This window comes from Blastocatellia bacterium (assembly GCA_016713405.1).
In the GTDB taxonomy this organism is placed as follows: Bacteria; Acidobacteriota; Blastocatellia; order Chloracidobacteriales; family JADJPF01; genus JADJPF01.
Genome location: JADJPF010000027.1, coordinates 367,219 through 392,920, shown reverse-complemented (window position 1 = coordinate 392,920; position 25,702 = coordinate 367,219). Strand labels below are relative to the sequence as shown.

The 25,702-nt window shown below is 34.1% G+C and carries 21 protein-coding genes; 15 read left to right on the top strand and 6 right to left on the bottom strand.

Going from position 1 to position 25,702, the window contains the following annotated elements:
• Positions 1 to 47: 47 nt before the first annotated feature.
• Together IPK14_27420 and IPK14_27415 are read left to right on the top strand one after the other, a co-directional pair.
• Positions 48 to 2,327 (top strand): AMIN domain-containing protein, encoded by a 2,280-nt coding sequence (locus IPK14_27420; GenBank protein MBK7996967.1) that lies wholly within the window; start codon positions 48 to 50, stop codon positions 2,325 to 2,327.
• A gap of 3 nt (positions 2,328 to 2,330) precedes the next feature.
• Entirely contained in the window at positions 2,331 to 2,702 is a 372-nt protein-coding gene (locus IPK14_27415; protein MBK7996966.1) for a roadblock/LC7 domain-containing protein, read from the top strand.
• Here the strand turns inward: IPK14_27415 and IPK14_27410 are convergent, their stop codons facing one another.
• Genes IPK14_27410 through IPK14_27400 form a run of 3 tightly spaced genes read right to left on the bottom strand, consistent with a single transcriptional unit; the run spans position 2,703 to position 5,769 of the window.
• Complete coding sequence (locus tag IPK14_27410) at positions 2,703 to 3,614, bottom strand: nicotinamide-nucleotide amidohydrolase family protein (GenBank protein MBK7996965.1); 912 nt, start codon at positions 3,612 to 3,614, stop codon at positions 2,703 to 2,705. It lies immediately after the preceding gene.
• A gap of 49 nt (positions 3,615 to 3,663) precedes the next feature.
• On the bottom strand, positions 3,664 to 3,945 hold the full coding sequence (locus IPK14_27405) for a hypothetical protein (protein MBK7996964.1): 282 nt from the start codon (positions 3,943 to 3,945) through the stop codon (positions 3,664 to 3,666).
• 9 nt (positions 3,946 to 3,954) lie between these two features.
• Positions 3,955 to 5,769, bottom strand: a complete 1,815-nt coding sequence (locus IPK14_27400; GenBank protein MBK7996963.1) for a hypothetical protein — start codon at positions 5,767 to 5,769, stop codon at positions 3,955 to 3,957.
• Positions 5,770 to 6,009: 240 nt separating this feature from the next.
• Here IPK14_27400 and IPK14_27395 point away from each other — a divergent pair, with 240 nt between their 5' ends.
• On the top strand, positions 6,010 to 7,236 hold the full coding sequence (locus tag IPK14_27395; GenBank protein ID MBK7996962.1) for an ABC transporter permease: 1,227 nt from the start codon (positions 6,010 to 6,012) through the stop codon (positions 7,234 to 7,236).
• A gap of 43 nt (positions 7,237 to 7,279) precedes the next feature.
• On the opposite strand, the gene IPK14_27390 is transcribed toward IPK14_27395, so the two are convergent.
• Entirely contained in the window at positions 7,280 to 8,500 is a 1,221-nt protein-coding gene (locus IPK14_27390; protein MBK7996961.1) for a site-specific DNA-methyltransferase, read from the bottom strand.
• 116 nt (positions 8,501 to 8,616) lie between these two features.
• Positions 8,617 to 10,257, bottom strand: coding sequence for an IPT/TIG domain-containing protein (locus tag IPK14_27385; protein MBK7996960.1), 1,641 nt, complete (start codon positions 10,255 to 10,257; stop codon positions 8,617 to 8,619).
• Positions 10,258 to 10,551: 294 nt separating this feature from the next.
• Here IPK14_27385 and sppA point away from each other — a divergent pair, with 294 nt between their 5' ends.
• The 5 genes from sppA to IPK14_27360 are packed head-to-tail and all read left to right on the top strand — an operon-like array spanning position 10,552 to position 14,138.
• Positions 10,552 to 11,382, top strand: a complete 831-nt coding sequence (gene sppA / locus IPK14_27380; protein ID MBK7996959.1) for a signal peptide peptidase SppA — start codon at positions 10,552 to 10,554, stop codon at positions 11,380 to 11,382.
• A 5-nt stretch (positions 11,383 to 11,387) separates the two neighbouring features.
• On the top strand, positions 11,388 to 13,001 hold the full coding sequence (locus IPK14_27375; protein ID MBK7996958.1) for a DUF2461 family protein: 1,614 nt from the start codon (positions 11,388 to 11,390) through the stop codon (positions 12,999 to 13,001).
• Positions 12,970 to 13,443, top strand: coding sequence for a hypothetical protein (locus tag IPK14_27370; protein ID MBK7996957.1), 474 nt, complete (start codon positions 12,970 to 12,972; stop codon positions 13,441 to 13,443). Before IPK14_27375 ends, IPK14_27370 begins: the two co-directional genes overlap by 32 nt.
• Before the next feature lie 39 nt (positions 13,444 to 13,482).
• Positions 13,483 to 13,866, top strand: a complete 384-nt coding sequence (locus IPK14_27365; protein MBK7996956.1) for a hypothetical protein — start codon at positions 13,483 to 13,485, stop codon at positions 13,864 to 13,866.
• Complete coding sequence (locus IPK14_27360) at positions 13,833 to 14,138, top strand: hypothetical protein (GenBank protein MBK7996955.1); 306 nt, start codon at positions 13,833 to 13,835, stop codon at positions 14,136 to 14,138. Before IPK14_27365 ends, IPK14_27360 begins: the two co-directional genes overlap by 34 nt.
• A 42-nt stretch (positions 14,139 to 14,180) precedes the next feature.
• Here the strand turns inward: IPK14_27360 and IPK14_27355 are convergent, their stop codons facing one another.
• A complete protein-coding gene (locus IPK14_27355; GenBank protein MBK7996954.1) occupies positions 14,181 to 15,098 on the bottom strand; it encodes a GGDEF domain-containing protein in 918 nt (305 codons plus the stop codon).
• 424 nt (positions 15,099 to 15,522) lie between these two features.
• On the opposite strand from IPK14_27355, the gene IPK14_27350 reads away from it, so the two are divergent.
• The 7 genes from IPK14_27350 (at position 15,523) to pelF (ending at position 25,629) form a co-directional block, all read left to right on the top strand.
• On the top strand, positions 15,523 to 17,928 hold the full coding sequence (locus IPK14_27350; GenBank protein MBK7996953.1) for a response regulator: 2,406 nt from the start codon (positions 15,523 to 15,525) through the stop codon (positions 17,926 to 17,928).
• Between the two features lie 192 nt (positions 17,929 to 18,120).
• On the top strand, positions 18,121 to 18,504 hold the full coding sequence (gene bamD / locus IPK14_27345; GenBank protein MBK7996952.1) for an outer membrane protein assembly factor BamD: 384 nt from the start codon (positions 18,121 to 18,123) through the stop codon (positions 18,502 to 18,504).
• 84 nt (positions 18,505 to 18,588) lie between these two features.
• Positions 18,589 to 19,515 carry a bifunctional hydroxymethylpyrimidine kinase/phosphomethylpyrimidine kinase gene (locus tag IPK14_27340; GenBank protein ID MBK7996951.1) on the top strand — a complete coding sequence of 309 codons (927 nt, stop codon included), beginning with the start codon at positions 18,589 to 18,591 and terminating at the stop codon, positions 19,513 to 19,515.
• Between the two features lie 18 nt (positions 19,516 to 19,533).
• Positions 19,534 to 20,382, top strand: coding sequence for a diaminopimelate epimerase (locus IPK14_27335; protein MBK7996950.1), 849 nt, complete (start codon positions 19,534 to 19,536; stop codon positions 20,380 to 20,382).
• Positions 20,383 to 20,505: 123 nt separating this feature from the next.
• A complete protein-coding gene (locus IPK14_27330) occupies positions 20,506 to 22,590 on the top strand; it encodes a molybdopterin oxidoreductase family protein (GenBank protein ID MBK7996949.1) in 2,085 nt (694 codons plus the stop codon).
• Between the two features lie 58 nt (positions 22,591 to 22,648).
• On the top strand, positions 22,649 to 24,058 hold the full coding sequence (locus IPK14_27325; GenBank protein MBK7996948.1) for an efflux RND transporter periplasmic adaptor subunit: 1,410 nt from the start codon (positions 22,649 to 22,651) through the stop codon (positions 24,056 to 24,058).
• The gene (gene pelF / locus IPK14_27320) at positions 24,058 to 25,629 is read left to right on the top strand and encodes a GT4 family glycosyltransferase PelF (GenBank protein ID MBK7996947.1); all 1,572 of its coding nucleotides are present in this window, start codon (positions 24,058 to 24,060) and stop codon (positions 25,627 to 25,629) included. Before IPK14_27325 ends, pelF begins: the two co-directional genes overlap by 1 nt.
• Positions 25,630 to 25,702 lie beyond the last annotated feature (73 nt).

Here is a 25,702-nt window from a genome sequence, read left to right as displayed (position 1 = left end):
TTTTCTTTTTAAACTATCAGAAAAACATTTGAGGAGGAGGTATTCTTATGCCTAGGGATTACCGAGTTAGAGTAGCCGTAGTACTCGCAATGCTTCTTTTTATGGGTACGCTTAATGGCACCTTTGCATATGAAACGAAGGCCAAAAGCGCGGTTTCTTTAACTACAATTAACAGCATTACTACAAAAACCGAAAACGGACGTGTAGCTGCAATTATTCAAGCTGACGGCCAACTTAGCTATAAAGTATTTACACTACATTCACCTGAACGTGTAGTGCTAGATATTTCTGGCGCGGTTAATGCAATTAAAAAAGATATTAATACTAGTTCAGATAAAATTACCAATATTCGTGTTGGAACTCAATCTACTAATGATTTACGTATTGTTTTTGACATAAAAGAAAAGTGTTCCTATCAAGTTCAAGCTCTAAATAATGGTTTGGCAATATACTTTACAGATTTTCAACCTCAAATTGCTAAAGAAAATACTAAATCTACGGTAGCTAAAAAGTCTGTGGCAAAAGAAGTTATCGCTCCTCCAGTAGCTCCTCCAGATACAACGGGTCTTTCTGCTGGTAGAGAAGAGAAAAATAACTCTACAAAAGCAAGTAAAGAAGGTGAAGGTCGCTCCTCTGCTAACTTGCCTAGTGTAAAAGGCCCCAGTATACGCCCTGGTATTTCTCGTTCTGCTGCTGCCCGTCCTGCTAGTTCTTTAAACACAACTACAACCCCTACCTCAACTAGTAATGATACTGACCCACAAGGCCCCAAAATTCGTTTTGGTGAACCTGGTTTTATAGGAGATCCTATTAGTATTGACATTGCTGGGGTAGATATAAACGATGTTCTACGTTTTATCTCTGATAATTATGGTGAAAACTTTATTTTAGATAAATCTGTAGGACAAGTTAACGTTACTCTAAAAGTAAACGACGTTCCTTGGAACCAAGTAGTTGAATCCATATTTAAAGCTAATCAATTAAGTTCTATAAGAGAAAATGCTATTGTTCGTGTAGCAACTTTAACAGCATTGGCTGAAGAACAAGCAAAACAAAGAGCAATTGAAGAAGAAAAAATTAATAACCTACCTAAACAAACTAAGTTTTTCCGCTTAAAATACATTCGCTTAGGTTCAACAGGACAAATTTCTGGTGCTGCTGGTAATTTAGGTGGTGGTCAAGGTGGTGCAGTAGGTAGCAATTTAGGTTCACAAGGTGGTAACACTGCTGGAATAGGTGCTACAGGATTAATAGGTATTATCTTAAAGTCCCTATCTAAAGTAGGCCAAGTAGATGCTGATTTCCGTACTAACCAAATTCTTGTTACAGATATCCCACAAAACGTAGCTCAAATAGAAGACATCATTAGAAAACTAGATGTACCAGAACCTCAAGTAGAAATAGAAGCTCGTGTAGTATTAGCAAACCGTAGTTTTTCACGTACTATTGGTAATCAATTAGCCTTGGCAACAACTCAAACTAAAACTATTCTTAATCCTGATGGTTCAAGAAAAGTTATCCAAGGGCTAGGAGCTATTTTCCAAACTTCTCCACAAGTTATCAACACTCCTATTAGAACAGATCTAGCAGGTGGTGCTGGTACTGCAAATGGAAATAATTTAGGCTCTGGTGGTTTTATTGGCCCTGTAGCTAATGGCACATTAGCCGGTGCTGGAGCATCTATCTTAAGCTTAACTACTGGTGTTATAGGCACTTCTCTATTATCAACTGCAATTACAGCTTCTGAACAAAAAGGTATTGCTAAAACTATTTCTAATCCTAGAATTACAGTTCAAAACAATACACCAGCAGATATCACTAGCGGTACACAAATAGCTGTACAAACAGAAGTAAACAACACCATTACCACAACTTTTATTACAGCAGCACTTAGACTAAATGTTATTCCTCAAATTGCTGACGAAGGTAACGTTTTAATGCGTATAGTTGTGGAAAACAACAGTGTTGATAGATCACTTAGAACAACTGGTGGTACACCATCTATTAGCACTCAAAGAGCCGAAACTTTAGTTCTTGTACCAGATGGTGGAACTACTATATTAGGTGGTATTAACATAGACACAGAGGCTAGTGTTTCTACCCGCACACCTGGTGTTGCTCGTGTTCCATTCTTAGGTGAGTTATTTAAGAGACGACAATTAGACCGTAATAGTCAAGAATTGTTATTCTTTGTAACTCCACGTATTTATCGACCAGAAAGCTTTGGCGCACAAGCCAATCCTCCAGCACCTGCTCAACCTGCTCAACCAGTTGCCGCTCCACAAGCACAACCTCAAGTTCTGCCACAAGGCGGAGGAGAACGCTAAATAATGGTTTTTTCTGAGTTACTTAAGCAGATAGTTAATAAAGTTGAAGGTGCTGTCGGGGTTCTAATTATGGGCCTCGACGGCATTGCTATTGAACAACAAATAGAAAACACCGCTAATTATGATGGGCAGCTTTCAATTATTGCGGCTGCCTATGCTACTTTACTACGCAATTCTATGCGTACTTCTTCAGATGTTGGTGTAGGATCACTTCAAGAAATGACCGTAATTTCAGGTAATTTAACGCTGGTAATTAAGCTTATTAACCCTGAATATTTTCTTTTAGTAGCCCTTGGGCCAAATGGAAATGTAGGCCGTGCGCGCTTTGAACTACGCAAGGCCCAGCTTTTGCTTGAAGAAGAATTTGCATTTTAATCAAATTAAATAACGTCGTCTTACCAAATCTAAAGCTGCATTACTAGCTAACCAACGAACTCTTTCTCTATCACCTGGGAGTTGCAGTTTTCTATGTGTTACTTCCACATCACTAGCAAGCCCAATATAAACTAGTCCAACAGGTCTTTCTGGGGTTGCACCATCTGGCCCAGCCAATCCTGTAACACTAACTCCTATGGTAGCACCAGATTTCTTTTTTATCCCTATTGCCATAGCTTCTGCAACTTCAGCACTAACAACATTTTTTTCTACAATAAGCTCCATAGGAATATCTAGTAAATCTACTTTTGCTTGACTACTATAAGTTACAAGTCCTTGCAAAAAATATTTTGAACTCCCTGCAACATCTGTTAAACGTGTAGCTATCAAGCCACCTGTGCAGCTTTCTGCTGTAGCAATAGTATAATTTTTTACTGTTAGCCAACGCCCAACAATTTCTTCCATAGATTCACCTTGAACAGAAAAAACATTAATACCTAATTTTTCTTCTATTTTTTCAGATAATTCTTCTAGTAATTTTTCTGCTTCTATATCTGTAGAAGCAGTAGCAGTTAAATGAATTTGCACTTCTGCCCGGTTAAAAAGTATTGTTGTAGTTGGATTTTTATACTTAGAGTAAATTGGAGCTATTTGTCCATCTACAGCAGATTCTCCTAATCCAGAAACCTTAATAACTTTTCTATGTACTCGTAAACCATGAGAAAGTTTTTGTAGATTAGGTAAAACTTGCTGCTCAAAAATAGGTTTCATTTCCCTTGGTGGCCCGGGTAACATAACAATTCTACGATCATTATCTAATGTTACAAGCATACCTGGTGCTGTTCCATTAGCATTATGTAAAACTTGGGCATCCTGCAAAATTAAAGCTTGACGTTCATTATTTAGAGACATTTGTAATCCACGAGTCTCAAAAAGCTTTCTAATGTTGGCAAGAATATCTTCATCTTAAGATTAAAGGTCTTTTTAATACACGAGAAAATATTTTCCGGGTTATATCATCTTCTGTTGGGCCTAAGCCACCAGTAGAAATAACAATTTGTGACCGTTGTAAAGCATCTTTAAGCACCTCCTCCATACGAGACTCATCATCCCCAACTATAGTTTTTAATTTTACTTCTATACCAACACTGTTAAGTTTTTCTGTTAACCAAAGAGAATTAGTATCTGTATGAAAAGGGGTTAATAACTCTGAACCTATAGCTATAATTTCTGCTACTAACATTTTTGCTCCTTATTGTTTGAAAGTTTCTGACTCTTTTAATTCTTCTGTAGGGCTAATTAAATTTGACAACCAAGTAAATACACCTAAAGGAGATCTTTTTTCAATCATTAACCCTTCATCTAAAAAATAACCAACACTAATACTTGCAGGTGTTTGAGCTAATAAAGATTTTATAGGTTCTGTGCTTAAAATTTCTCTTGCTCCATCAGTTGTACGAAGTAAACGAGAAAGATTAAGAAAAAATTCTCCTACTTTCTGATTTTCTAATTTATGTGATAGGAATATTGCGCTAGGATTATTTTTTACTAATTCTAAATTATATGCCTGTGTTTTCTGTTCTTGTTGCCAAATATCGATAAATTTTATTAGTTGGGAACGAGTACCAACAACTAAATATTCTTCTAAAAAAGCTATTGCTTGCATTTCTTTATCTGGGCTAGTAACAATTTCCAGTGATTTATATTCTTCACTATTTACTTTTTCAGTGCTTCCTTTTCGCAAATACCGCCCCACTGTAGGAAGTAATTTAAGTTTATCTTTAACCTTTAATAAAAAAAGAAATTTATCATTGTTTGGTAATTTAATTAGAGCGTTTTCATTAGAAATTAAATTACCAATAGGCTCAGTTGGTTCAATACCATATTGCTTACCCAAATTTATTACTAACTGTCGTAGAGCAAAACTTACTACAACATTTGTATGTGCTGAAATAGCTGTAATTAACTCTTCTATAAGTTGAGCAGGCTCTTGTAGAAAAAAAACTGTAAAATCTAAAGATTTTGGCATCAATTTATTAGTTAAAGTTAAATCTTGATTAGCTATCGGTTTAACAATAGAGCTAATTTTTGAAGCTAAATCAGGTTTTACTAAAGTAAAATATTTTTCTACAACTTCTTTATTATCAAAACTAACACTATAAGCAATACCATCTATAAGCTGTTCAGAAATTATACTTGGTAACCCTTGTTCATTATTTTTTACTAAGGATTCTGGAAGGATATTTGTACTAATTTGTAAAATACTTGCTACAGTTTTTCCTGTAACAAAACCAAATATAGCTGAATCCTTACTTAGTTTTTCTCTAGCTAACTTTAGATAAGGGTCTTGCTTAAAACTAGCTTTTTGACCTAATAAAACAGCTAAGCAATTCTCAACCGTATTTTTGGAGTTGCCTATAATCATTACACTTCCCTTTTGAGCCGTAACAATTTGGCGTTCTGTATTTGGAACTTGAAAAATTTTAATTTTTATATTTTGAAAAGTTTCTTCTCTACTTGTTATATTGTCTCCATAAATACGTTTAGCAAGTAAATTAACCCGATTAGATAAATATTCTTCTACCTTATTGGAGTGTGTTTCAATTACTAAAGCTAGTTGAGGGATAACTTCTAATTCTCCTGTTTCTGATTCCTTTGATTCCTTTGACTCTTCCAAAACTTGTTTTTTATCAGACGTATTTACTAATTTGGTTTCTATTTTTAATCCATCTAATACAACTACATATTGAGCGCGAGCTAACAATGTAGCTTCATTAAGACCTAAGCCAGTAAAACTAACAATGTTGGCTGCATCAGCTAGATATTCTACCTGATTAGAAATACTGAAATTATGAGCAAATTGTTGCCAAGCTTTTGTTTTAGTAAGTTCCGTAAATAAGTTTGATAAGCTATTTACTTCTAAAAAAGCAGCAGCAGAATTAGGAACATATTCCGCCATATCTTTTTTTGTAATAAGAGTGATGTACTTATAATAAATAAAACCTGATGTTAGTAATCCAACTAATAAAACTAAGACAATAAGCTTAGATTTTGAAAAAAACTTCACTTTTTACCCCATTAAAATACTGTCTTTTATCAATTAAGAAGAAAGATAAAGCATATTAGTAAGGTAAATCCATCAAATATAGTGGCTATTTTACCTGCTTTGCCAAGTGAACTAGTCACTATTTACAAACGTAGTGGTTATTTCGGCTGAATTACTCTATTTTGTTAGTTTAATAGTTTAGAATTTATTTTTTGTTAATCTATAAATCAAAATAAGATTTATCAAATAAAGGTAAAACCCGTGAACTTAATAGAAGCAAACAAACTCGCATTTGACGCAATTTGGGCTAATAAGCTACGTTCTTTTCTAACTTTATTAGGTGTAATTTTTGGAGTCGCTACAGTAATTATAGTAGTTTCGCTAATAGAAGGTTTTAATAAATATATTGATGAAAAGATTGCTGATATTGGAACTAATGCTTTTCGTATCCAGAGATTTTCTATTGATGATTTTTCTAGTGTAAAATCTTATGAAGACGCATTAAGACGTAATAAACGCATTTCTATGGAAGATCTTGATGCTCTACGCGAGTTAAAAGGCTCAATAAAACAAGTAGGTGCAAAAGTTTATAATCAAGCAGAAGTTAAACATGAAGCTAATTCCCTTTATGAAGTATTAGTGACAGGTGTAACAGCTAATTTAATAGACATTGACCGAATAGATGTAGCTCAAGGTCGTTATTTTACTCAAAGTGAAGAAGGCCGTGGACAATATGTTTGTTTTATAGGGGCTGATGTGGCTAGTAAGCTTTTTCCTACCACTAATCCATTAGAACAATCCATTAAAGTTGATGGCCGTCCTTTTAGAGTTATTGGAATAGCTAAAACACTTGGATCAGTTTTTGGTCAATCAAGAGACAAATTTGTTTCCATTCCACTAACAACTTTTATGAATATTTATGGCTCAAGACGATCTATTCTAATAAGTGTTACTTCTACTACAGAGTCAAACTATCAAGCAGCAATTGATGAAGCACGTGTTGCTATGCGTATTCGTAGAAAGCTATCACCAAATGAGCCAGACAATTTTGGTGTGTTAACCCCTTCAGCCGTTAATAACTTACGAGAAAAAATTTTTGGTACAATTCAAGTTGCTGCTGTTGGAGTTACATCTATTGCTTTAGTAGTTGGTGGCATTGTGATTATGAACATAATGCTTGTTTCTGTAACAGAACGAACCCGCGAAATAGGTATTCGTAAAAGCTTAGGCGCACGTCGTGTTGATATTATGAAACAGTTCTTAGCAGAATCCACTATTTTATCTTTGTTTGGTGGTGCAATTGGAGTTTTAATTGCTTATACTTTAAGTAAATTAGTTTCTACATTTACTCCTATTCCTACATCTTTACCCTTCTTTGCTAATTTTACAGCTTTAGTAGTTTCTGATGGAATAGGAATAATTTCTGGTGCTTACCCAGCCTGGCGTGCAGCAAAGCTTGATCCAATAGTTGCACTAAGAGCAGAATAGAATTATCTTAAAAAATCTTTAATATACTTGTTGAAAGATTTTTTTAATGTGTTTTACAATTATTTTCAGATAATAAGTTAGAAATAGCATTACTTACACTTAAACTTGTTGAATCAACTATTTTTACAATATCTGGAAATTTATCTATTGGAAACAATACGTTATCTGTTTGAGTGCGAACTAATATAGCAATATAAGCTTTTTTTGATGTAGCAGCTTTAGCCAGTTTATTTGCAGCATCAAAAATAGTCTCATCTGCCTTTTGAACTCTTATAGGTACTAAAAAACCAAAGTTATTTTTTATAAAAGCATCAATACCGTTATTTCTTTGAACTGGAATAACTTCTAAACCTGATAAAATAGATAAAGCATCTTTACTAACATTCAAATATGAATCCCGTCCTTTTTGTAAAAGCGCAGATTCTGTTTTAGTTGGAGAAGCTAATCTTTTTTTAGACAAAGCAATTGCTTCTGGTGAAATATCTATTCCTAAAGCTTGTCTTCCTAATAGCTTAGCGGCTACAAGCGTAGTACCACTACCACAAAAAGGATCAAGAACTAAGTCTGAAGAATCCGTTGATATTTCAATAATTCGTTCAAGTAATAAAATAGGCTTTTGTGTTGGATAACCTACACGCTCTTTAGCTTTTGGATTTAGGAAAGGTATCTCCCAAACATCACTTAAGGGAACTCCTTTTTTTTCTGATGAAAATACTATATTTCCATCATCATCAGTAGCATATTTAGATACTCCATACTTGTCTCTAGCACGAAGTTGTAAGATTTGATCAATATTTGTTGTTTCAGAGTAAGAATTATAGACCTGATTAAACTTAAAATTCTTTGTTTTTGAGTAAAAAAAGATAGTTTGGTGTGCAGGCATTAAGCCTTTTGCAGAATTTGACCAGCGTTTGTATGTCCATATAATTTCTGATCTAAATTGTTCTGTCGCAAAAATATTATCTAACAATGCCCTAATTATAAAATTTGCACTTGTATCACAATGAACAAAGATTGAGCCAGTATCTTTAAGAACCTGATAAAGTTTATAAAGCCTCTTTTCCATAAACTCAGCATATTCTTCAAATCCCGCCCAAACATCAGCAAAACTAAACTTTTTTGTCCTATCACGATTAATTGAGGAATGTTTTTTATTAGTAAAAAATGGAGGATCCAGATAAACCATATCAACAGAAGATTTATCAACTTTATCTAATATACTTAAGCAGTCACCTTGAATTACTTTTTCTAATAATTCAACCATTAGATGTCCTTTTTATCTGCAATTGTTTCCATGGTTATACTTCGCAACAAATACACAAAAGGCGCAAAATTTGTTTTTGCGCCTTTTTAGCTTAATTATTTAACTAGATAATTAGTTTAAGGTGTTATTAATCTTTCCAATGAAATAGTACCATCAGGATTACGTACCCTTACTTTTATTTGTTGTCCTGCTAAATTTCTATCTACTTTTTTACCTATTAAACTAGTAGCAGACTTAAATTTAGTGCTAGGAATAGCTGCACCATTAACTTCAATCACTGCACCTGATTGGAACATTGTACCAGTAATTTTTAGCTTGATACTGCTTGTTACAGTTGGAGCAACATTAGTAATAGTTGGAGCAGGTAAGATACGGAAATTCCCGTCGCTTGTATCAGATGTAACAGCACCATTTTCTATTACACTAATTCGGATACGTGCATTAGTTGTATTAATACCTGGTGGGACAGCAAACTCAAAAGATGTTTCTGTAGCATCTAAATTATCCATAATCATTGTGCTAAATGTTTGTCCACCATCAGTAGAAAGCTCTAATCGTTGTGTAGCACTTGCACCACTCATCACCATCCAATTAATTGTAAATGCTGCGCCACCAGAACTAAGAACTTCTCCTCCATTTGGACTAAGTAGTTGCACCATTCCACCTACAGGTTCTCCAACAAAGGTAAAGCCACCTGGTAGAGTGCTAACTTGACCATCTGGGTTAGTAACAACAACATTTACTGTTCCAGGGTTATTTGGTTGAGTAATAGCAGTAATTTGAGTTTCAGTAATATTAACCATTGTAGCTTGACGCGACCCAACAACTACACTAGCACCAGCCGCAAAGTTAGTACCCATTATTGTCACCATAGTGCCGCCAGAGGTTGGCCCCATATTTGGACTAATATTAGAAATAGAAGGTGCAGGAAGTTGAACAGCTTCATAAGTAAAACTATTACGTAGTCTTGCAACTTGACCATCTGGATTAGTAACTGTTATATCTACTGTACCGGGTGCATGTGGTGGAGTTACTACTCTTAAATTTCTAGCATTATCAAATGTAGCATTAACTCTAGTAGTATCAATAGTAACAGTTGCGCCTGTAACAAAGTTAGTACCTGTTAAAGTTATTTCTGTACCACCAGCAGCCGGGCCACTAATAGGATTAAGGCTAGTCAAAGTAGGTGCAGGGACATTGCTACCTGCCATAATTGCAACATTAGCTAAATAAATATTATCATTGCCAGATGAACCATCATTATTTGCAGCATTTCCAGCAACAAAGAAAGTAATTCGGCCTACATCACTAGTAGGAGCAACCCAATCAAACTTAAAGCTTGCTGTATCGCGTTTGCCTCGTTGAGTTCCATTAGGACTGTGTTGTATATACATTCTGCTTCTACCACCAGGCGACCCGCTAGACATTTGTGTCATACTAGAATCAGTAATCATAAATGTACCTGCGGCAGAACCATCATCTCTAATAGCTGTAATTTGAAATCCCCAGCGTTGTTTACCTGTTTCAGAAACAGTAACCGTTAAGTTATAACGAGTTCCTGCTACATATGCTTGTGGAAGACCTTCAATTCTTACATTCCCCGTAGGGTTTGATCCACGATGACAGCTACTACAATTAGACTCTCCTGGTGCGCCAGTATTAGAGGGCGGCGGCCCAGAAGAAAAGGCGTAAACTAAGCTTACCCAACATAAAAGAATAGAAAATAAAGCTATTAATTTTATTTTTCTTTTGCCCATGCTTTACCCCCGAAAAAGTTGGTTACTAGCAATCAAGATATAAGATATATTAAAAGCTAGTGGCTAATTAAAAATTAAAATACATTGAAGAATAAAAATATTCGTGTGAGTTTCAAACTTAGACGCAAGAAGCAAAAGGAAAGTCAGAAAAATTTTGCTGCTTATGTATAAGTTTTACCGATTTGTAAAATTTCTAAACATAGAAAATTAACATCATTTACCGATATCTGCAAAGAGGCTTGTCCTTTAGAATACTAAAGAATACTAGGAAAAAACTTTTTAAGTTATTAATTTATGAGAATACCTTGGTTTAAGAAGAAAAAAAGACAACATATTGCTATTACTAAAATAGAAGGCATTATTGCCGATGGTTCAGCGGCTTCTTCTAGCCGTGAAGAAGTTATAGAGTCTATAAAAATGGCTGAAGACTATGAAGTTAAAGCCTTAATTGTAAGGATTAATAGCCCTGGCGGTACAGTTGGAGCATCACAGGAGATCTATCAAGCACTTAAAAAAGTCAGGGAAAAAGGAATCCCTGTAATAGCTTCTTTTGGTGATGTGGCGGCTTCTGGTGGGGTTTATGTAGCAATGGCAGCTAATAAGATAATATCTAACCCAGGTACAATTACTGGATCTATTGGCGTTATTATTAAATCCAATAATTTGACAGAATTATATAGCAAAATAGGTGTAAGTGCTGAAGTAATAAAATCAGGTGAATATAAAGATATTTTAGCTAGTTATCGTTCTTTAACTCCTGAAGAACGCGAGCTTTTACAAGAAACCATTGACGATACTTATTTACAATTTGTTGAGGCTGTTGCAGAAGGACGAGGGCTTTCTATTGAGCAAGTAAAACAATTTGCTGATGGAAGAATATTTTCAGGTCGTCAAGCAAAAAACTTTAAGTTAGTTGATGAATTAGGCGATCTTCAAACTGCAATTAATGTAGCAAAACAATTAGCAGGTATTGAAGGAGAACCTAAATTAGTACATCTTGAACCAGAAAAAAGTTGGCGAGAAATTATATTTGGCTCATTTTCACAAGTTGCACAAGTTGTTGATTCTTGGCAACTAAGCAATCAATTACAAGGCATTCCTCTTTGGCTAATGCCTAAACCTTAATAAACATGCTTTTTTCAGGATTTAACCAAAAAACATTTTTATTTCTTAAAGAACTAGCCAACAATAACAATAAAGATTGGTTTACTAACAACCGATCAACTTTTATTAAATACCTAGATAAACCCTTACGTGCTTTAATTACAGAGCTTACACCATTTTTGATTGCTCGTTCGCCAGATTTAGAAACAGCCGCTAAAACAAATAAAACCTTGTCAAGAATTAATAAAAATATTTTTGGTCGTCCAAAAAAAGGTCTTTATAATACTTGCTACTGGGCAGCGTTTTATCGAAAATCTTTTACCAAACAAACTGATCTACAATTATTTTTAGGTATTTCTGCAAATGGCCTTCAAGTAGGGCTTTATTGCTCATATCGTGCCAAAAATATACTTGATAATCTAAGAAATTATATTAACAATAACCAACTAAGATTTTTAACTTTGCTAACAAGTTTAAGGTTCCCAATAAAAATCTATAACAAAGAAGAATTATTAGAACCTCTAACTATTAACATTCAGAAAGATTTAGCACAAGTTAATCAAGGAAACTGTTTAGCAATACTGCGTGAATTTACTCTTACTGATTCTTCAATATATTCTTCTAAATTACTTATAGAAATAGAAGAAACGTTTGATATGTTGTTGCCACTTTACCAACAAGCTATTTTAGAAAAAGCTGAAGAATTAGAAATTGACCAAGTAATTGATTTTATTGGAGATGATGAAATAGAAATAAACTATGATATTGAAGACTTAAAACAAGAAACTTACCTTACAACAGAATTTATTAAACAAATACATAGTTTACTTATACATAAAAAACAAATTATTTTTTCTGGCCCTTCAGGAACAGGAAAAACCTTTCTAGCCAAACGTTTTGCAAATTATTTCATTAATGGTAAAGGTGAAAGTAAAATCATACAGTTTCATCCATCTTATTCTTATGAAGATTTTATTGAAGGGATCAGACCAGAAACTTTACTTAATAATAGTGGACAGCCTACACTGTCTTATCAAGTTCAAGATGGGATTTTTAAGAAATTTTGTGAGCAAGCTCAAAATGCAAGCAAAGATAGTATTTTTCTACTAATTATTGATGAAATTAACCGAGGTAATTTAACAAGAATTTTTGGAGAACTACTTTATTTACTTGAGTATAGAAATAGTACAATAGAGCTTCCCTACTCTAAAAAACCTTTTAATATTCCTTCTAATCTTTATATTATTGGCACAATGAACACGGCTGATCGTTCTACGGCTCTTTTAGACCACGCCTTGCGCCGACGATTTCACTTTGTTTCTTTTAATCCTAGCATAGAAATATTAAGCAAATTCCTGGCAGAATATTGCCCTGATTACCTATGGATAGGTGAATTATTAGCAAGACTTAACCAGCAATTAACTAAGCATGGAATTAATCAACAATACCATATTGGTCATAGCCATTTTATGTCACGTTCAATTAATTTTAATGAGTTGCGCTTAATCTGGGATTTTTCCATCCTTCCTACAATTGAAGAATATTTTTTTAATCAGCCAGAACTATTAGCAAAATATTCACTGGCAGAATTAACTAGAGGTTTAGTTAATGAAAAACTTTTATCAACTTCCAGAACATAGCGACTTATTATCTATAGACTTATCAGACGAAGATTTAAGAATATTATTATCTTCATTTATTGGAAAACTAGATGTTACTACTAATATATATTCGCCTAGTCAATATAATTTGCGCTCCCATCAATATGTAGGAATTATTAGACTTAGCGAAACAGAAATTATTATTGAGCCAAAAACAACTACTAATAATTTATCTTATATTTTATCAACTGTTTACAAGTTGATTGATTGGCAAAATAAGATAAGTAGTTGTAGCAGTATTAAAGAACTAAGCCTATTAGTTTTACTAGCTTTTTTGGACTCGCTAAAAGTTTTAATTAATCAAGGTCTTAACCAAAATTATCAGGAAATAAAAAATAGTTCTCAAACCATAAGAGGACGAATTGATTTTGCTAATCAATTTAAGGAAAATCCAGTTCATTTAATTCAACATTCTTGTTAATATACAGAAATTTCCATAGACAGTTTAGAAAACCAGGTATTGAAATTAGCATTAACAGAAATTTCTGCTATTTGTAAGCAAGAAAAAGAACTTATCAACTTATTTAGCCAAATTTATCCATATTTTAATTTAGTAAAGTCAATTAGTTTTACTAAAATTAATTTTGAGCAATTAATTTTTAATCGTCTAAACGCTCATTACAAATTACCTTTAGCTTTAGCTAAAATGATTTTAGAATTCTCTTCGCCTAACTTAAAAGATGGCCTTAAACAATTTCCAACTTTTCTTATTGATATGAATAAGCTGTTTGAACGTTACATAGCAGAAGAATTAAAAGGTTTTTGTCAACATGATCTACAACTAGATTATCAGACAAGCAATTATCTGATATTAACCAACAACTTAAAATTATTCCTGATTTAATTTTAAGGCGAGCAGATCAAGTATTAGCAATAATAGATACTAAATATCAGATACACGAAGTTAATAATAATTATTATCAAATTTTGGCTTATTGTCTTGCTTATCAAAGTTGTCAAGGAATATTGATTTATCCTAATTGGGAAAAAGAAAATAATATAATTTATATTAAAAATAGTAGTGTATCAATAAGTTGTGTTGGAATCGTTTTAGATAAATCCATTAAAGAATTAAAGAGTAGTATTGAGCAAATTATAAATTCAATATTGAAATAAGAGAAGATTGAGAATTAGCTTAATAATTAAATCGTAAAATATTTACTCACTCATACAAACTCGGTTACGACCAGAAGATTTAGCTTTATAAAGTGCTTCATCAGCTTTTTTAATTACTTCCTCAACATCAGTACCATCACCTAAATATTCAGCAACACCAATACTTATAGTAACATTATGGCGACAACCTGCTGAGTTAAAATCAACATTTTCAACCGCCGTTCTTATACGTTCAGCAACCACAACAGCACCACCCAAACTAGTTTCAGGCAGTAGCATTACAAATTCTTCTCCACCAAAACGGGCAGCAACATCATGTGTTCGTACATGTCGCATTAAAATTTCTGCTACACTTTTTAAGACATTATCTCCAACATCATGTCCATATGTATCATTAATTTTCTTAAAGAAATCTATATCAAGCATTATCACTGATAATGCTCGATTATAACGAGCAGATAAAGAAACAAATTTTTTTAGTTCATTACGAAAATAGTTGCGGTTTGAAAGTCCTGTAAGCGGGTCACGTGTTGCTTGTTGATAAAGTTTATCGTGATAAGAAACATCTAAGCGATCTTTAATTTCAAACTTTAAGATTGTGTCACCAACTTTTATTTTATCACCGCTTCTTAAGTCCTCTTCATAAGTACGAATACCATTAACAAAGATACCATTTTTGCTATTTAGGTCTACAACTTTAGCTCGTGATTCACCTTTATGATTTTTAACCATACAAAGTTTTAGATGTTTACGAGAAACTTTTTCATCATCTACTTGGATGTCTGCCTCATCGCTACGACCTAAAACCGTTTCAGACTTTTCTAACAAAAAAACACGCCCAAAATCTGTGCCTTCAATAACCGTAAAATAGAAACCTTCTGAACCAGCAAAGCTTGTCCATTCAGACATTTGGAATTCTATTGTTTGATCTCCAAAAGCTTTTGTATCTTTTTTTTCCATCTTTGCAGAAGTTGGCTCCCAATTTTTTAGAATAAACAAAATATAAAGTAAAAATTTTGTTAATAAAAATTTTATTGATAAATAATATCACTTGACTGGCAGTCAGAGTTTATCACAACAATTAATAATGAGCAATGAAAGCCATTGCTAGCAAAAAAGTTTTCTTCTTTAACTTAGATAAAATCTTTAATAAAGAAAAACTAGAAATTTATATAGCAATTTTAGATAGCTAATTTTAGTTTCAAAATTTATTTTTTATCAAATAATTTCTTGTTAAATATATAGTTAGTCACCCTAGTAGCAAATTATTATTTTAGACTAAACTTTCATTAAATAGATTATTAATTTAATCTTTTTTACCTTGACTAGAAAAGCTTATGCTATGATAAGGGGCTTGAGCATCTAACATATTTGGGCATAAGTCATGGGAAAAACCCTATCACAAGTACTAACAACTCATCGTAATCTGTTGCAAGAGCAAATCTTAGCCAGTGCTAATTATAATAAAACAGATAAACCATCTGTGGCTGATGCTAATTTAACTATACTAATTCAACATATTTTAGATTTAGTAATTGAACAAATCCCAACAGTTAATGAAGGCTTATTTGGTCATAAATTAATAGAACTTACTCGTAATGATGAACAAATTTGTTTGCCAGGCCTAGGGCCAGCACTCTCAAACTTACGTAATTCTGTCTTTTCACTCCTAGCTAAAGAACTACCTCAAAATTATTGGTCTACCTTTTATTTACATTTATCTAGTGGTATAGATGCCTGTTTACTTAGTGATAATACATTAGCTGAAGTCTCGGCTAACCCTATTAAAACCGTAAATCGACTACTAGCCGCTGAAGCACAAACAAAAAGAGAAATAAGCATAAACACTATTAACCGAGCAATTAACAGCAGTTTAGAGTTATCAGAAATTATTAAATCTGTAGCTTATGAATTAAGTCAAATGCTTGGTGTTGCTCATTTAGCTGTTTATCGAGCTACTAGTGAAAAACTTCTTACTTTAGAACATGAATTTATTCGCCAAAAATCTAATAGCCAAGTACATGACTTACTTATTTCTACTGAAAATCCTTTAATTAAACCCTCTATTGAAAATAAAGCTACTTTTGCTGTCTCTAATATTGAAGCAGAACTATTAAGTAGTTCTTTAGGATCAAATCCTAAATGGTTAAAATCTCGTGCTAAAGTTATGGCGTGTTTAACACAAGCAATTTTTATTAATAATAAGTTTTGGGGTGTGCTTTATTTAACAGAACAAAGCAAACGTGATTGGACAAGCGAAGATATTTCATTAGTAGAAACCATAGCAGATCAACTAACAATCGCAATCAGACAAGCAGAACTTTTTGCAACCATAGCTAGAACTAATCAAGAATGGACAAGCACTTTTGATGCTATATCTGATGCTATTTTTATTCTTGACCGTGTAAAGTTTCTACACCGAGCAAATAAGGCTGCTAGCCAACTTTTAGGAAAACCTCTTTTAGAAATTATGGGTTCAGATTCTGCTGATTTACACCCTATTTTTCGTGATACACAAAATTTGTTGTCCCAAGTTATTTCTTCTAACCAATCACAAACATTTGAACAAACTTATGGTGATCCTCCTCGCTCTTTATTACTTAAGGCAGACCCTATTAAATTTACCCAAGGAGAAAGCTTTGGTGTGGTTTGCGTACTAAGAGATATTACTAGCAACCGTCCTGCTCCAGAACAAGTAATTCACACAGATAAACTACATTCATTAGGTCAAATGGCTTCAGGTGTAGCACATGATTTTAATAATGTACTAGCAACTATCTTAGGTAGGACTCAGCTACTAAAACGTCTAGCAGAAAGTGACCAGATCCGTCGAGGATTAGAAATCATTGAAACTGCTGCATTGGACGGCGCAGCAACAGCCCGTAGGATACAAAATTTTGCTCGACTAAACCCTACTAATGTTGATTTTAATTATATCGATCTTAATCAGCTAATTACTGACTCCCTTGAATTTACTACTACTCGTTGGAATAGTGATGCTCACGCTAAAGGAATTAATTTTGAAGTAACTACTTCTTTAACTCCAAGTATTGGAACTTTAGGCGATGCTTCTGAACTTAGAGAAGTGTTTGTTAATTTAATTTTTAATGCTGTAGATGCAATGCCTAAGGGAGGTAAGCTACATATTAGTTCTGCTATAGATTCAAATTATGCAGTAATAAAAGTATCTGATAATGGCATTGGAATGTCATCAGAAATTAAAAATAAAATATTTGAGCCTTTTTTTACTACTAAAGGATCTTCTGGTACTGGTTTAGGCCTTTCTGTTTCTTTAAGTATTATTGCTCATCATAATGGTACAATTGAAATTGATAGCGAGCCAGGAAAAGGAACTACATTTTTTATTCGCTTACCACTAGTAGAAAATGAACCTGCTGCCATTACATCATCTCTACCAACTACTGAGTCTATGCCCTGTGCAAAAATTTTGATTGTTGATGATGAAGATTCTGTTCGTGAAGTTCTAGCTGATATTTTAGATATATTTGGTCATACAATTGTTAGTTGTGCCTCTGCTCAAGAAGGTCTAAATACTTTAGAAACAACAAATTTTGATATTATTTTTACTGATCTAGCCATGCCTGATATGGATGGTTGGGCATTGGCAGAAAAAGTCCGTCAAAAATTCCAACAAATTAAAATAGTTTTAATGACTGGTTATGGTGCTGACACTAATCCTGAAAATCAAAATAAAGTAGATGCTATTGTTTCTAAACCTTTTGAAATTGAACAACTACGAGTAACCCTTGTTAATTTATTACGTCATTAGCCTAGGGTATAATTATCTGTTTTAAGCTTTGAAGGTTTGATTAAATTTGCAAAGTAACTTATTCTATCTTTCAAAATAGTAGCTTTTAATTTTTAAAAATAAAAAACTTTAGTTCTTCTAGCATCTTACTTGCGTGGCTCTATTGCCTAAGGTTAAAATTTAGCTAAAAGATTTTTTGCTTGAGAGGAAGTTATGCTTTACCGTAACTTATTTATTTTCTTACTTTTATCTACTTTAGTACTAATTAGTGGATTGCCTTCTAGCACTTTAGCTCAAGGTGGTTTACAACAACAACAATTAGATCTACCTCGTGATCCAGCATTAGAAAAAGAAGCTAAACATAATTTAGACGTTGCGAAATTTTACCTAAAAAGAAAAGCCTATAAAGCTGTAACTGACCGTTTATTAGAAATTATTTATACTTATCCAAAATTTTCTCGCTTAGATGAAGTTCTCTTTATTTTGGCAGATTCTTTTCTAAAGTTAGATGAAAAAAGTGAAGCAGCAAAATTTTATCAACAATTAGTACAAGACTTTCCAGATAGTGAATATAGTAAAGATGCTAAGAAAAATTAGAAGAACTTGGTCAAGTGCCTAAGCAGAATGGTTAATTCAAAATTTTAGATACTAATTAATATTTTTAAGGAGTAATTTTAGCTAATGTCCATTTTAGTTGTCGGTTCTGTGGCTTTTGATGCAGTAAAAACACCCTTTGGTGAGAGAGAAGAAATTTTAGGAGGTTCAGCCACCCACTTTGCCATTGCTGCTTCCTTTTTTACAAATGTTAGTATTGTTGCTGTAGTAGGAGAAGATTTTTCAGAAAATTATAAAGATGTTTTCCGCACTCGTAACATTGATATTACTGGTTTGGAACAAGCACAAGGAAAAACTTTTCGTTGGAAAGGCGAGTATGGTTATGACCTAAACACTCGTCAAACTATTTACACCCACCTAAATGTTTTTGCAGATTTTAAGCCTAAATTACCAGAAAGTTCTAGTTATTGCCCTTTCCTTTTCCTAGGTAATATTAGCCCTGATTTACAATTAGAAGTCCGTAAGCATGTAGATGCTCGATTAGTTGCTTTAGATACAATGAATTACTGGATTGAAAAATCCCCTCAAGAACTTAAAGAAGTGCTTAAAGTAGTAGATATCTTAATTATTAATGATGAAGAAGCTAGGGAATTAGCACAGGAGCCAAATTTAATTAAAGCTAGCAAAAAAATCTTGCAAATGGGGCCAAAACGTATAGTTGTTAAGCGTGGTGAGTATGGCGCAGTAATGTTTTCTCAAAATTCTTATTTTGCTATGCCAGCTTTCCCCCAAGAAGAGGTTTATGACCCAACTGGTGCAGGCGACACGTTTGCAGGTGGCTTTGTTGGCTATCTAGCAGCTACTAATCAAATTGATGAAGCTGCTATGCGTCGAGCAATGATTTATGGCTCGGTTATGGCTTCTTTTAATGTAGAAGCTTTTGGTTGTGAGCGACTAGAACAGCTTTCTTATCAAACAATTAACGAGCGTTTTCGACAATTCAAAGAAATTACTCATTTTGATGAATTAGTTTTTGAAAAAAAACTTAGCTAATAGGAAACTCCCTTGTCAATGATAGATTTTCATAAAGTACATGGTCTTGCCAATGATTTTATTATCATAGATGCCACGGCTGTCCCAAATCGTGATTATGCAAGTTTGGCTACCTCTATTTGCAGTCGTCACACAGGCGTTGGTGCAGATGGAATGCTAGTAATTGTTCATGTTTCTGGAGATGAAGCTGATTTTTCCTTACGTTTTTTTAATGCCGATGGAACAGAAGCAGAAATGTCTGGTAATGGCATTCGTTGTGCGGCTGCTGTTTTGTATGATAGCAACCGTATTTACAATAAAGAACTAAATATTCGTACTCGCTCAGGTATTAAAACCTTAAAACTACGTAGTCAATCAATGTCTCTTTTTGAATTTGAAGTAATAATGGGGAAACCAATATTTTCTTCAAAAGATATTCCAATGCAGCTAGATGAAAATTTATCTCAAGTTATTAACTACCCTTTAACTTTATCTGAGCAAACGCTTTCTATCACAGCATTATCAACAGGCAATCCTCATTGCTCAGTTTTTGTTGATGATTTTGATGCTTTGGATTGGCGCAAAATAGGTGCAGAAATTTCTGTTCATCCACTTTTTCCTAATAAAGTAAATGTTGAATTTATTAAAGTTCTATCCAGACAAGAAATTGCTGTTAGGTTTTGGGAAAGAGGCGTAGGAGAAACTTCATCATCTGGCACAGGAGCTTGTGCAGCTTCAATTGCTTCAATAATCAATAACTTAACAGATCGTCAAGTTCAAGTTAGCACTTCTTCAGGTGATCTACAAGTCAATTGGCGTGCAGATGAAACAGTCACATTAACCGGGCCATCTGAAATTATTTGCCAAGGTCGATATAGATTAAAGTAATTTTTATTGAGTAAAATTCTAATTAAATAAAAGGCGGGCTAGATGGCCCGCTTTTTTGCTGCTATGATTAAGGCTTATTTGACTAAAGGTTTATTTCTGTTCCAATATTAATTAGAGGAAAACATGTCTGAAAATCTGATAAATACACAAAATAACTTACAAATAATCCATGCTGTTTGCCCACACGACTGCCCCGACACTTGTTCAATGAATGTCACAATCCAAGACGGCAAAGCAATTAAAATTGCAGGAAACCCTGATCACCGATTTACTGATGGTTTTCTTTGTTCTAAAGTCTCCAAATATTTAGATCGTGTTTATCATTCAGGCCGTGTCCTTTATCCACAACGTAGAGTAGGAAAAAAAGGCTCTGGACAATTTACCCGTATTAGCTGGGATGAAGCTTTAACAGAAATTACTACACGCTTTCAACAGATCGCCAAAGAATATGGCCCACAATCAATCCTTCCTTATAGTTATGCTGGAACAATGGGACTACTTAATTATGGAAGTATGGATCGTCGTTTCTTTAACCGACTAGGAGCATCTCTTTTAGATCGAACTATTTGTGCAACTGCTGGTGCAACAGGCTATCGCTACAGCATAGGTGCGTCATTAGGCTATGACCCTGAAGCAATTAAATTTGCAAAATTAATTGTAATTATGGGTAGCAATATCTTAACTGCTAATGTCCATATGTGGCCCTTTATTGCCGAAGCTAGAAAATCAGGCGCAAAAGTTATTGTAATCGACCCTTACTATAACCGGACAGCGGCTGTTTGTGATGAATATATTGCTATTAGACCTGGTACGGATGGAGCCTTAGCTCTAGGTTTAATGAATGTTATTATTAATGAAAATCTTTATGACAAAGATTATGTAAATAACTATACTCTAGGTTTTGAACAACTTAAAGAACGATTAAAAGAATATCCTCCTGATCGAGTATCAAAAATTACAAGTATTCCTGTAGATAAAATCATTGAACTTGCTCGCGCCTTGGCAACTGAGCAACCAGCAGCAATCCGAATTAGTTACGGACTCCAACGTCATCGCGGCGGTGGAATGGCAGTAAGAAATTTAGCCTGCATTCCTGCTTTAACCGGAGCTTGGCGACACACAGGCGGAGGAATTTTACTTTCAACTAGTGGAGCTTTCCCAATAAATATCAATGCTTTAGAGCGTCCTGATTTAGTGCCTAAAGGGACTAGAACAATTAACATGTCTCGTTTAGGTGAAGCTTTAACTAGTAATCTTGAGCCACCTGTAAAAGCAATTTATGTTTATAATTCTAATCCCGTAGCAGTAGCACCTAATAGCAAAGCCGTAATAACTGGATTTGAGCGAGAAGACCTTTTTACAGTTGTTCATGAACAATTCCAAACCGATACGGCTGATTATGCAGATATTTTACTGCCAGCTACCACTCAATTAGAGCATTTTGACTTACATAAAGCTTACGGACATTTTTACCTAATGCTTAACAAACCAGCTATTGCCCCTCTTGGCGAAGCTAAATCAAATACAACAGTTTTTCGAGAGCTAGCCCAAAGAATGGGATTTAAGGAAGATTGCTTTTTTGATTCAGATGAACAAATGGCTGAGCAGGTGCTAAATTCTACACATCCAGCTTTAGAAGGAATTACGTTAGAAAGATTAAAGTCTGAAAATACTATAAGACTTAATCTTCCTAGTCCATATCTACCTTTTGCTGAAGGCAATTTCCTTACTCCTTCTGGAAAATGTGAATTTTATTCTGAAAGTATGTTACAAGCTGGACTAGATCCATTACCTACTTATATTCCACCTATTGAAAGTGCTGAAGCTAGCCCAGAACTATTTGCCCGTTATCCTATAGCCTTAATTTCGCCGCCTGCACATAGTTTTCTTAACTCAACATTTGCAAATGTTCCAAAACTACTAAAAAATGAACGTGAGCCAATGATTGAAATTAATCCAGACGATGCTGCCAGTCGAGGAATTGAAAATGAAATGTTGGTAAAAGTTTTTAATGATCGTGGAGAACTACAACTTAAAGCTATAATTTCTCAAAAAGTAAAGCCTGGGATTGCTGTCTCGCCTTCGGTTTGGTGGCATAAACTTAGCCCCTATAAACGTAATGCTAACTTTACAACTTCAGAAACTATTACGGATATGGGTGGTGGTGCGACTTTTTATGATAATCTAGTAGAAATTGAGCCTGTTTAATTATAGAAATTTATGGAGGCGGTGCTAAGGAAAATTCTTAGTACAAATTATTTAATAAATGAATAATTATCGTATAGCAAAAATAACAACTAATCATCAAAACAAAAAAAATATAAAAACTAGTAAACTTACTGATACACCTTTACAATCCAGATTATTTTTGGGTGTTAAATTCTCTGAACTAGGCCAAGAGTCAGAAGATATCTCTTCTATTACCGCGCTAGAAGTGCGTCCATCTTATAAGGTTGCACGGGCAAGTATTCCAACACTTCCAGCTAAACAAGTTATTGCCCCTCCAATAGTCCAACAAACACAAAACAATGAACTTAGCTGGCGAGTTGTAAGTCTTATATTATTGATTGCTGCGGCTGCAACAACAGGTCTTTATTTTGGTAGACAATATTTTACTGCCCCACCTCCAGCACTTTCCGCCGCTGAACAAGTAATGAGCCTAAACAGCACTATTTTTACAGGAACAATTAAACCTGTAAGCGAAATAAAGATCGCTGCTACTACACCAGCCATTGTTCAAGATATTTTAGTACGTGTAGGAGATAAAGTTACTGAAGGACAAGCCTTAATGACAATAGATGATCGTGAAGCTAATTTAGCACTCTCTCAAGCAGAGATTGAAAAAAAGGGAGCAGACCAGCAAATCGCCCAGCTAAACTCAAGTATTTCATCACTTAATAAGCAAGTTAGCGATCTACGTTCTAAAGTTACAGCCGCTAGTGGAAATCTTTCCCTAGCTCAACGGCGAGCAGAACAAGTTCCTTTAAGACAACGCCAAGACTCTCCAGAACGCGCTCAGGCTGTCTATGAACAAGCTTTAGCCCGTTTTCAACGTAATGAAAACCTTTTTCGTCAAGGCTTATTGTCTGCTCAAGAACTTGATGAAATTAAAAGCCAATTAAAAATTGCTGAAGCAGATCTTAAAGTTGCTCAAACGGCTGAAACGGCTGCAAAAGAATTGTCCAATGCTCAAGAATCCCAATCAGAACTTCAAAATCAATTAGTAAAAAAAGAACAACAGCAACAACTTGTTGACCTTCAAAATCAGCTAGAAAGCGCGAAATTACGCCAACAAAGAGCTATTCAAAACTTAGAACTTGCCAAACAGCGCACTAGCGAAACAACCGTCAAAGCTACTCGTAGCGGAATTGTTGTAGAAATACCTGTAAAAATTGGAGATCAAGTTATTGTTGGAACTACGCTAGGACGATTAGCACAGCTTGACCAATTAATTGTTGCTGTTCCAGTAAGTGCTAGATTAATCAATTCTTTAGAACTAAATCAAAATGCTACCATTAAATTACCTATTAATAATCAAACTGTGACAGGTAAAATTATTACCATCAATCCCTTACCAGCAGAAAATTTAACTCATATGGTAGAAATAGAATTTGAAAATACTACAAATTCCTTATTGGCTGGTCAATCTGCAGAAGTTAAATTTTTATCAAAATAATGGCTGATTTTTCTGTTTTACTTGCTACAGAAGGAACTTATCCTTTTCATAAAGGAGGGGTAAGCACTTGGTGTGATGTTCTACTACGCAATTTACCTAACATTGATTTTACTTTGCTAACAGTAATGATGCACCCTTACTTAAAGCAACATTATGAATTACCACCCAATGTACAACAATTATTAAAAGTTCCGCTTTGGGGGATTAGCGACCCTGTAGAATATTCTTGGCACTTCCCTTTTTCCCGTGCAATAAAAATTAAATTTAGCACTGTTGAACAAGTGATTTATAAAGAATTTATCCCTATTTTAGAAAACTTCCTTGACCTAATTTTTAGCCCTGAGTTTGACCGAAACAAGCTAGGTAAAACACTTTTAATATTACATAACTATTTCCAAAACCATGATTACCATCAAACAATGAAATCCTGTGCTGTTTGGCAAAGCTTTTCTGAAATAGCAACAATCAAATGGGAAGAAAAATTTAGTAATACTCCTGCTCCAAGTGTTAGTGAATTAACTGAAGCATTAAGACTACTTTATCATTTTTTGCTAGTGCTACATTTTCCTATTCCAACTACTGATCTTACTCATTCTGCTGCTGCTGCCTTTTGTGGTTTGCCTTGTGTTATTGCTAAATTATCCAGAGGTACACCATATTTATTAACAGAACATGGAACTTATTTAAGAGAACAATACTTAAATCTAAGCCGATATATTCCATCTTTTTTTGTTCGCTGGTTTCTTTATCAATTAATAGGTGCTGTAGTTGCAGTTAATTATCACTTTGCAGATCAAATTTCCCCAGTTTGTAAATATAACACTCGTTTGGAAAAATGGTGGGGAGTTGCTGAAAATAAAATTAAAGTAATTTATAACGGAGTTGACCCTAAAAAATTTTACCCTATTGAATGCTCTCCTAATCCTAGGCCAACCGTAGCTAACATAGGACTAATTTTTCCCTTAAAAGGAACGCTAGATTTAATCACAGCAGCAAATTTAGTAAGAAAAGAGGTTCCTGAAGTAGAATTTCGTCTTTATGGTTCGGCAAGTGATCAAAATTATTTTGCTGAATGCCAAAACCAAGTCAAAATCAATAACTTAGAAAACACTGTAATATTTGCTGGGCCTACGGACAAACCTAGCCAAGTTTATAGCCAAGCTGATATTGTTGTTATGGCTAGTATTTCAGAAGGTTTTCCTTATGTAGTAATTGAAGCTATGTTATGCGGAGCAGCAATTGTTTCAACTGCTGTTGGCGGTGTACCAGAAGCCTTAGAAGGTGTTGGACTACTTGCACAACCTCACCAACCAACAGAACTAGCAAAAGCTATTACTCAGTTATTAAAATCACCTGAAGAGCGACAGAAATTAGGGCAGCTTGCTAAAGAGCGAGCATTAAATCTTTTTACACAAGAAAAATTTTTAAATGAATATCAAGAAAGTTATAAAAATTTATACAGCCTTACAGTCACTAAAAAGACATCTCCAACAAATTTAGGTGGTGTAATTGATAAACCTATTCCTACAACTATTAATATATATCCAATAGCATTAAATATTGATGGGTAAAGCGTTTCTTTTGCATAAATAACAAAAATTATTCCTGCAATAATTCGGCTACAAATTTCAAACAAATGGAAGT

Excerpts from the sequence above, each read along its gene's own strand:
- IPK14_27415 (MBK7996966.1), top strand. The coding sequence starts at position 2,331 with ATGGTTTTTTCTGAGTTACTTAAGCAGATAGTTAATAAAGTTGAAGGT.
- IPK14_27405 (MBK7996964.1), bottom strand. The coding sequence starts at position 3,945 with ATGTTAGTAGCAGAAATTATAGCTATAGGTTCAGAGTTATTAACCCCT.
- IPK14_27420 (MBK7996967.1), top strand. The coding sequence starts at position 48 with ATGCCTAGGGATTACCGAGTTAGAGTAGCCGTAGTACTCGCAATGCTT.
- IPK14_27355 (MBK7996954.1), bottom strand. The coding sequence starts at position 15,098 with ATGGAAAAAAAAGATACAAAAGCTTTTGGAGATCAAACAATAGAATTC.
- IPK14_27390 (MBK7996961.1), bottom strand. The coding sequence starts at position 8,500 with ATGGTTGAATTATTAGAAAAAGTAATTCAAGGTGACTGCTTAAGTATA.
- IPK14_27325 (MBK7996948.1), top strand. The coding sequence starts at position 22,649 with ATGAATAATTATCGTATAGCAAAAATAACAACTAATCATCAAAACAAA.
- pelF (MBK7996947.1), top strand. The coding sequence starts at position 24,058 with ATGGCTGATTTTTCTGTTTTACTTGCTACAGAAGGAACTTATCCTTTT.
- IPK14_27370 (MBK7996957.1), top strand. The coding sequence starts at position 12,970 with ATGAAAAACTTTTATCAACTTCCAGAACATAGCGACTTATTATCTATA.
- IPK14_27335 (MBK7996950.1), top strand. The coding sequence starts at position 19,534 with ATGATAGATTTTCATAAAGTACATGGTCTTGCCAATGATTTTATTATC.
- IPK14_27385 (MBK7996960.1), bottom strand. The coding sequence starts at position 10,257 with ATGGGCAAAAGAAAAATAAAATTAATAGCTTTATTTTCTATTCTTTTA.
- bamD (MBK7996952.1), top strand. The coding sequence starts at position 18,121 with ATGCTTTACCGTAACTTATTTATTTTCTTACTTTTATCTACTTTAGTA.
- sppA (MBK7996959.1), top strand. The coding sequence starts at position 10,552 with ATGAGAATACCTTGGTTTAAGAAGAAAAAAAGACAACATATTGCTATT.
- IPK14_27350 (MBK7996953.1), top strand. The coding sequence starts at position 15,523 with ATGGGAAAAACCCTATCACAAGTACTAACAACTCATCGTAATCTGTTG.
- IPK14_27410 (MBK7996965.1), bottom strand. The coding sequence starts at position 3,614 with ATGTCTCTAAATAATGAACGTCAAGCTTTAATTTTGCAGGATGCCCAA.
- IPK14_27340 (MBK7996951.1), top strand. The coding sequence starts at position 18,589 with ATGTCCATTTTAGTTGTCGGTTCTGTGGCTTTTGATGCAGTAAAAACA.
- IPK14_27375 (MBK7996958.1), top strand. The coding sequence starts at position 11,388 with ATGCTTTTTTCAGGATTTAACCAAAAAACATTTTTATTTCTTAAAGAA.
- IPK14_27330 (MBK7996949.1), top strand. The coding sequence starts at position 20,506 with ATGTCTGAAAATCTGATAAATACACAAAATAACTTACAAATAATCCAT.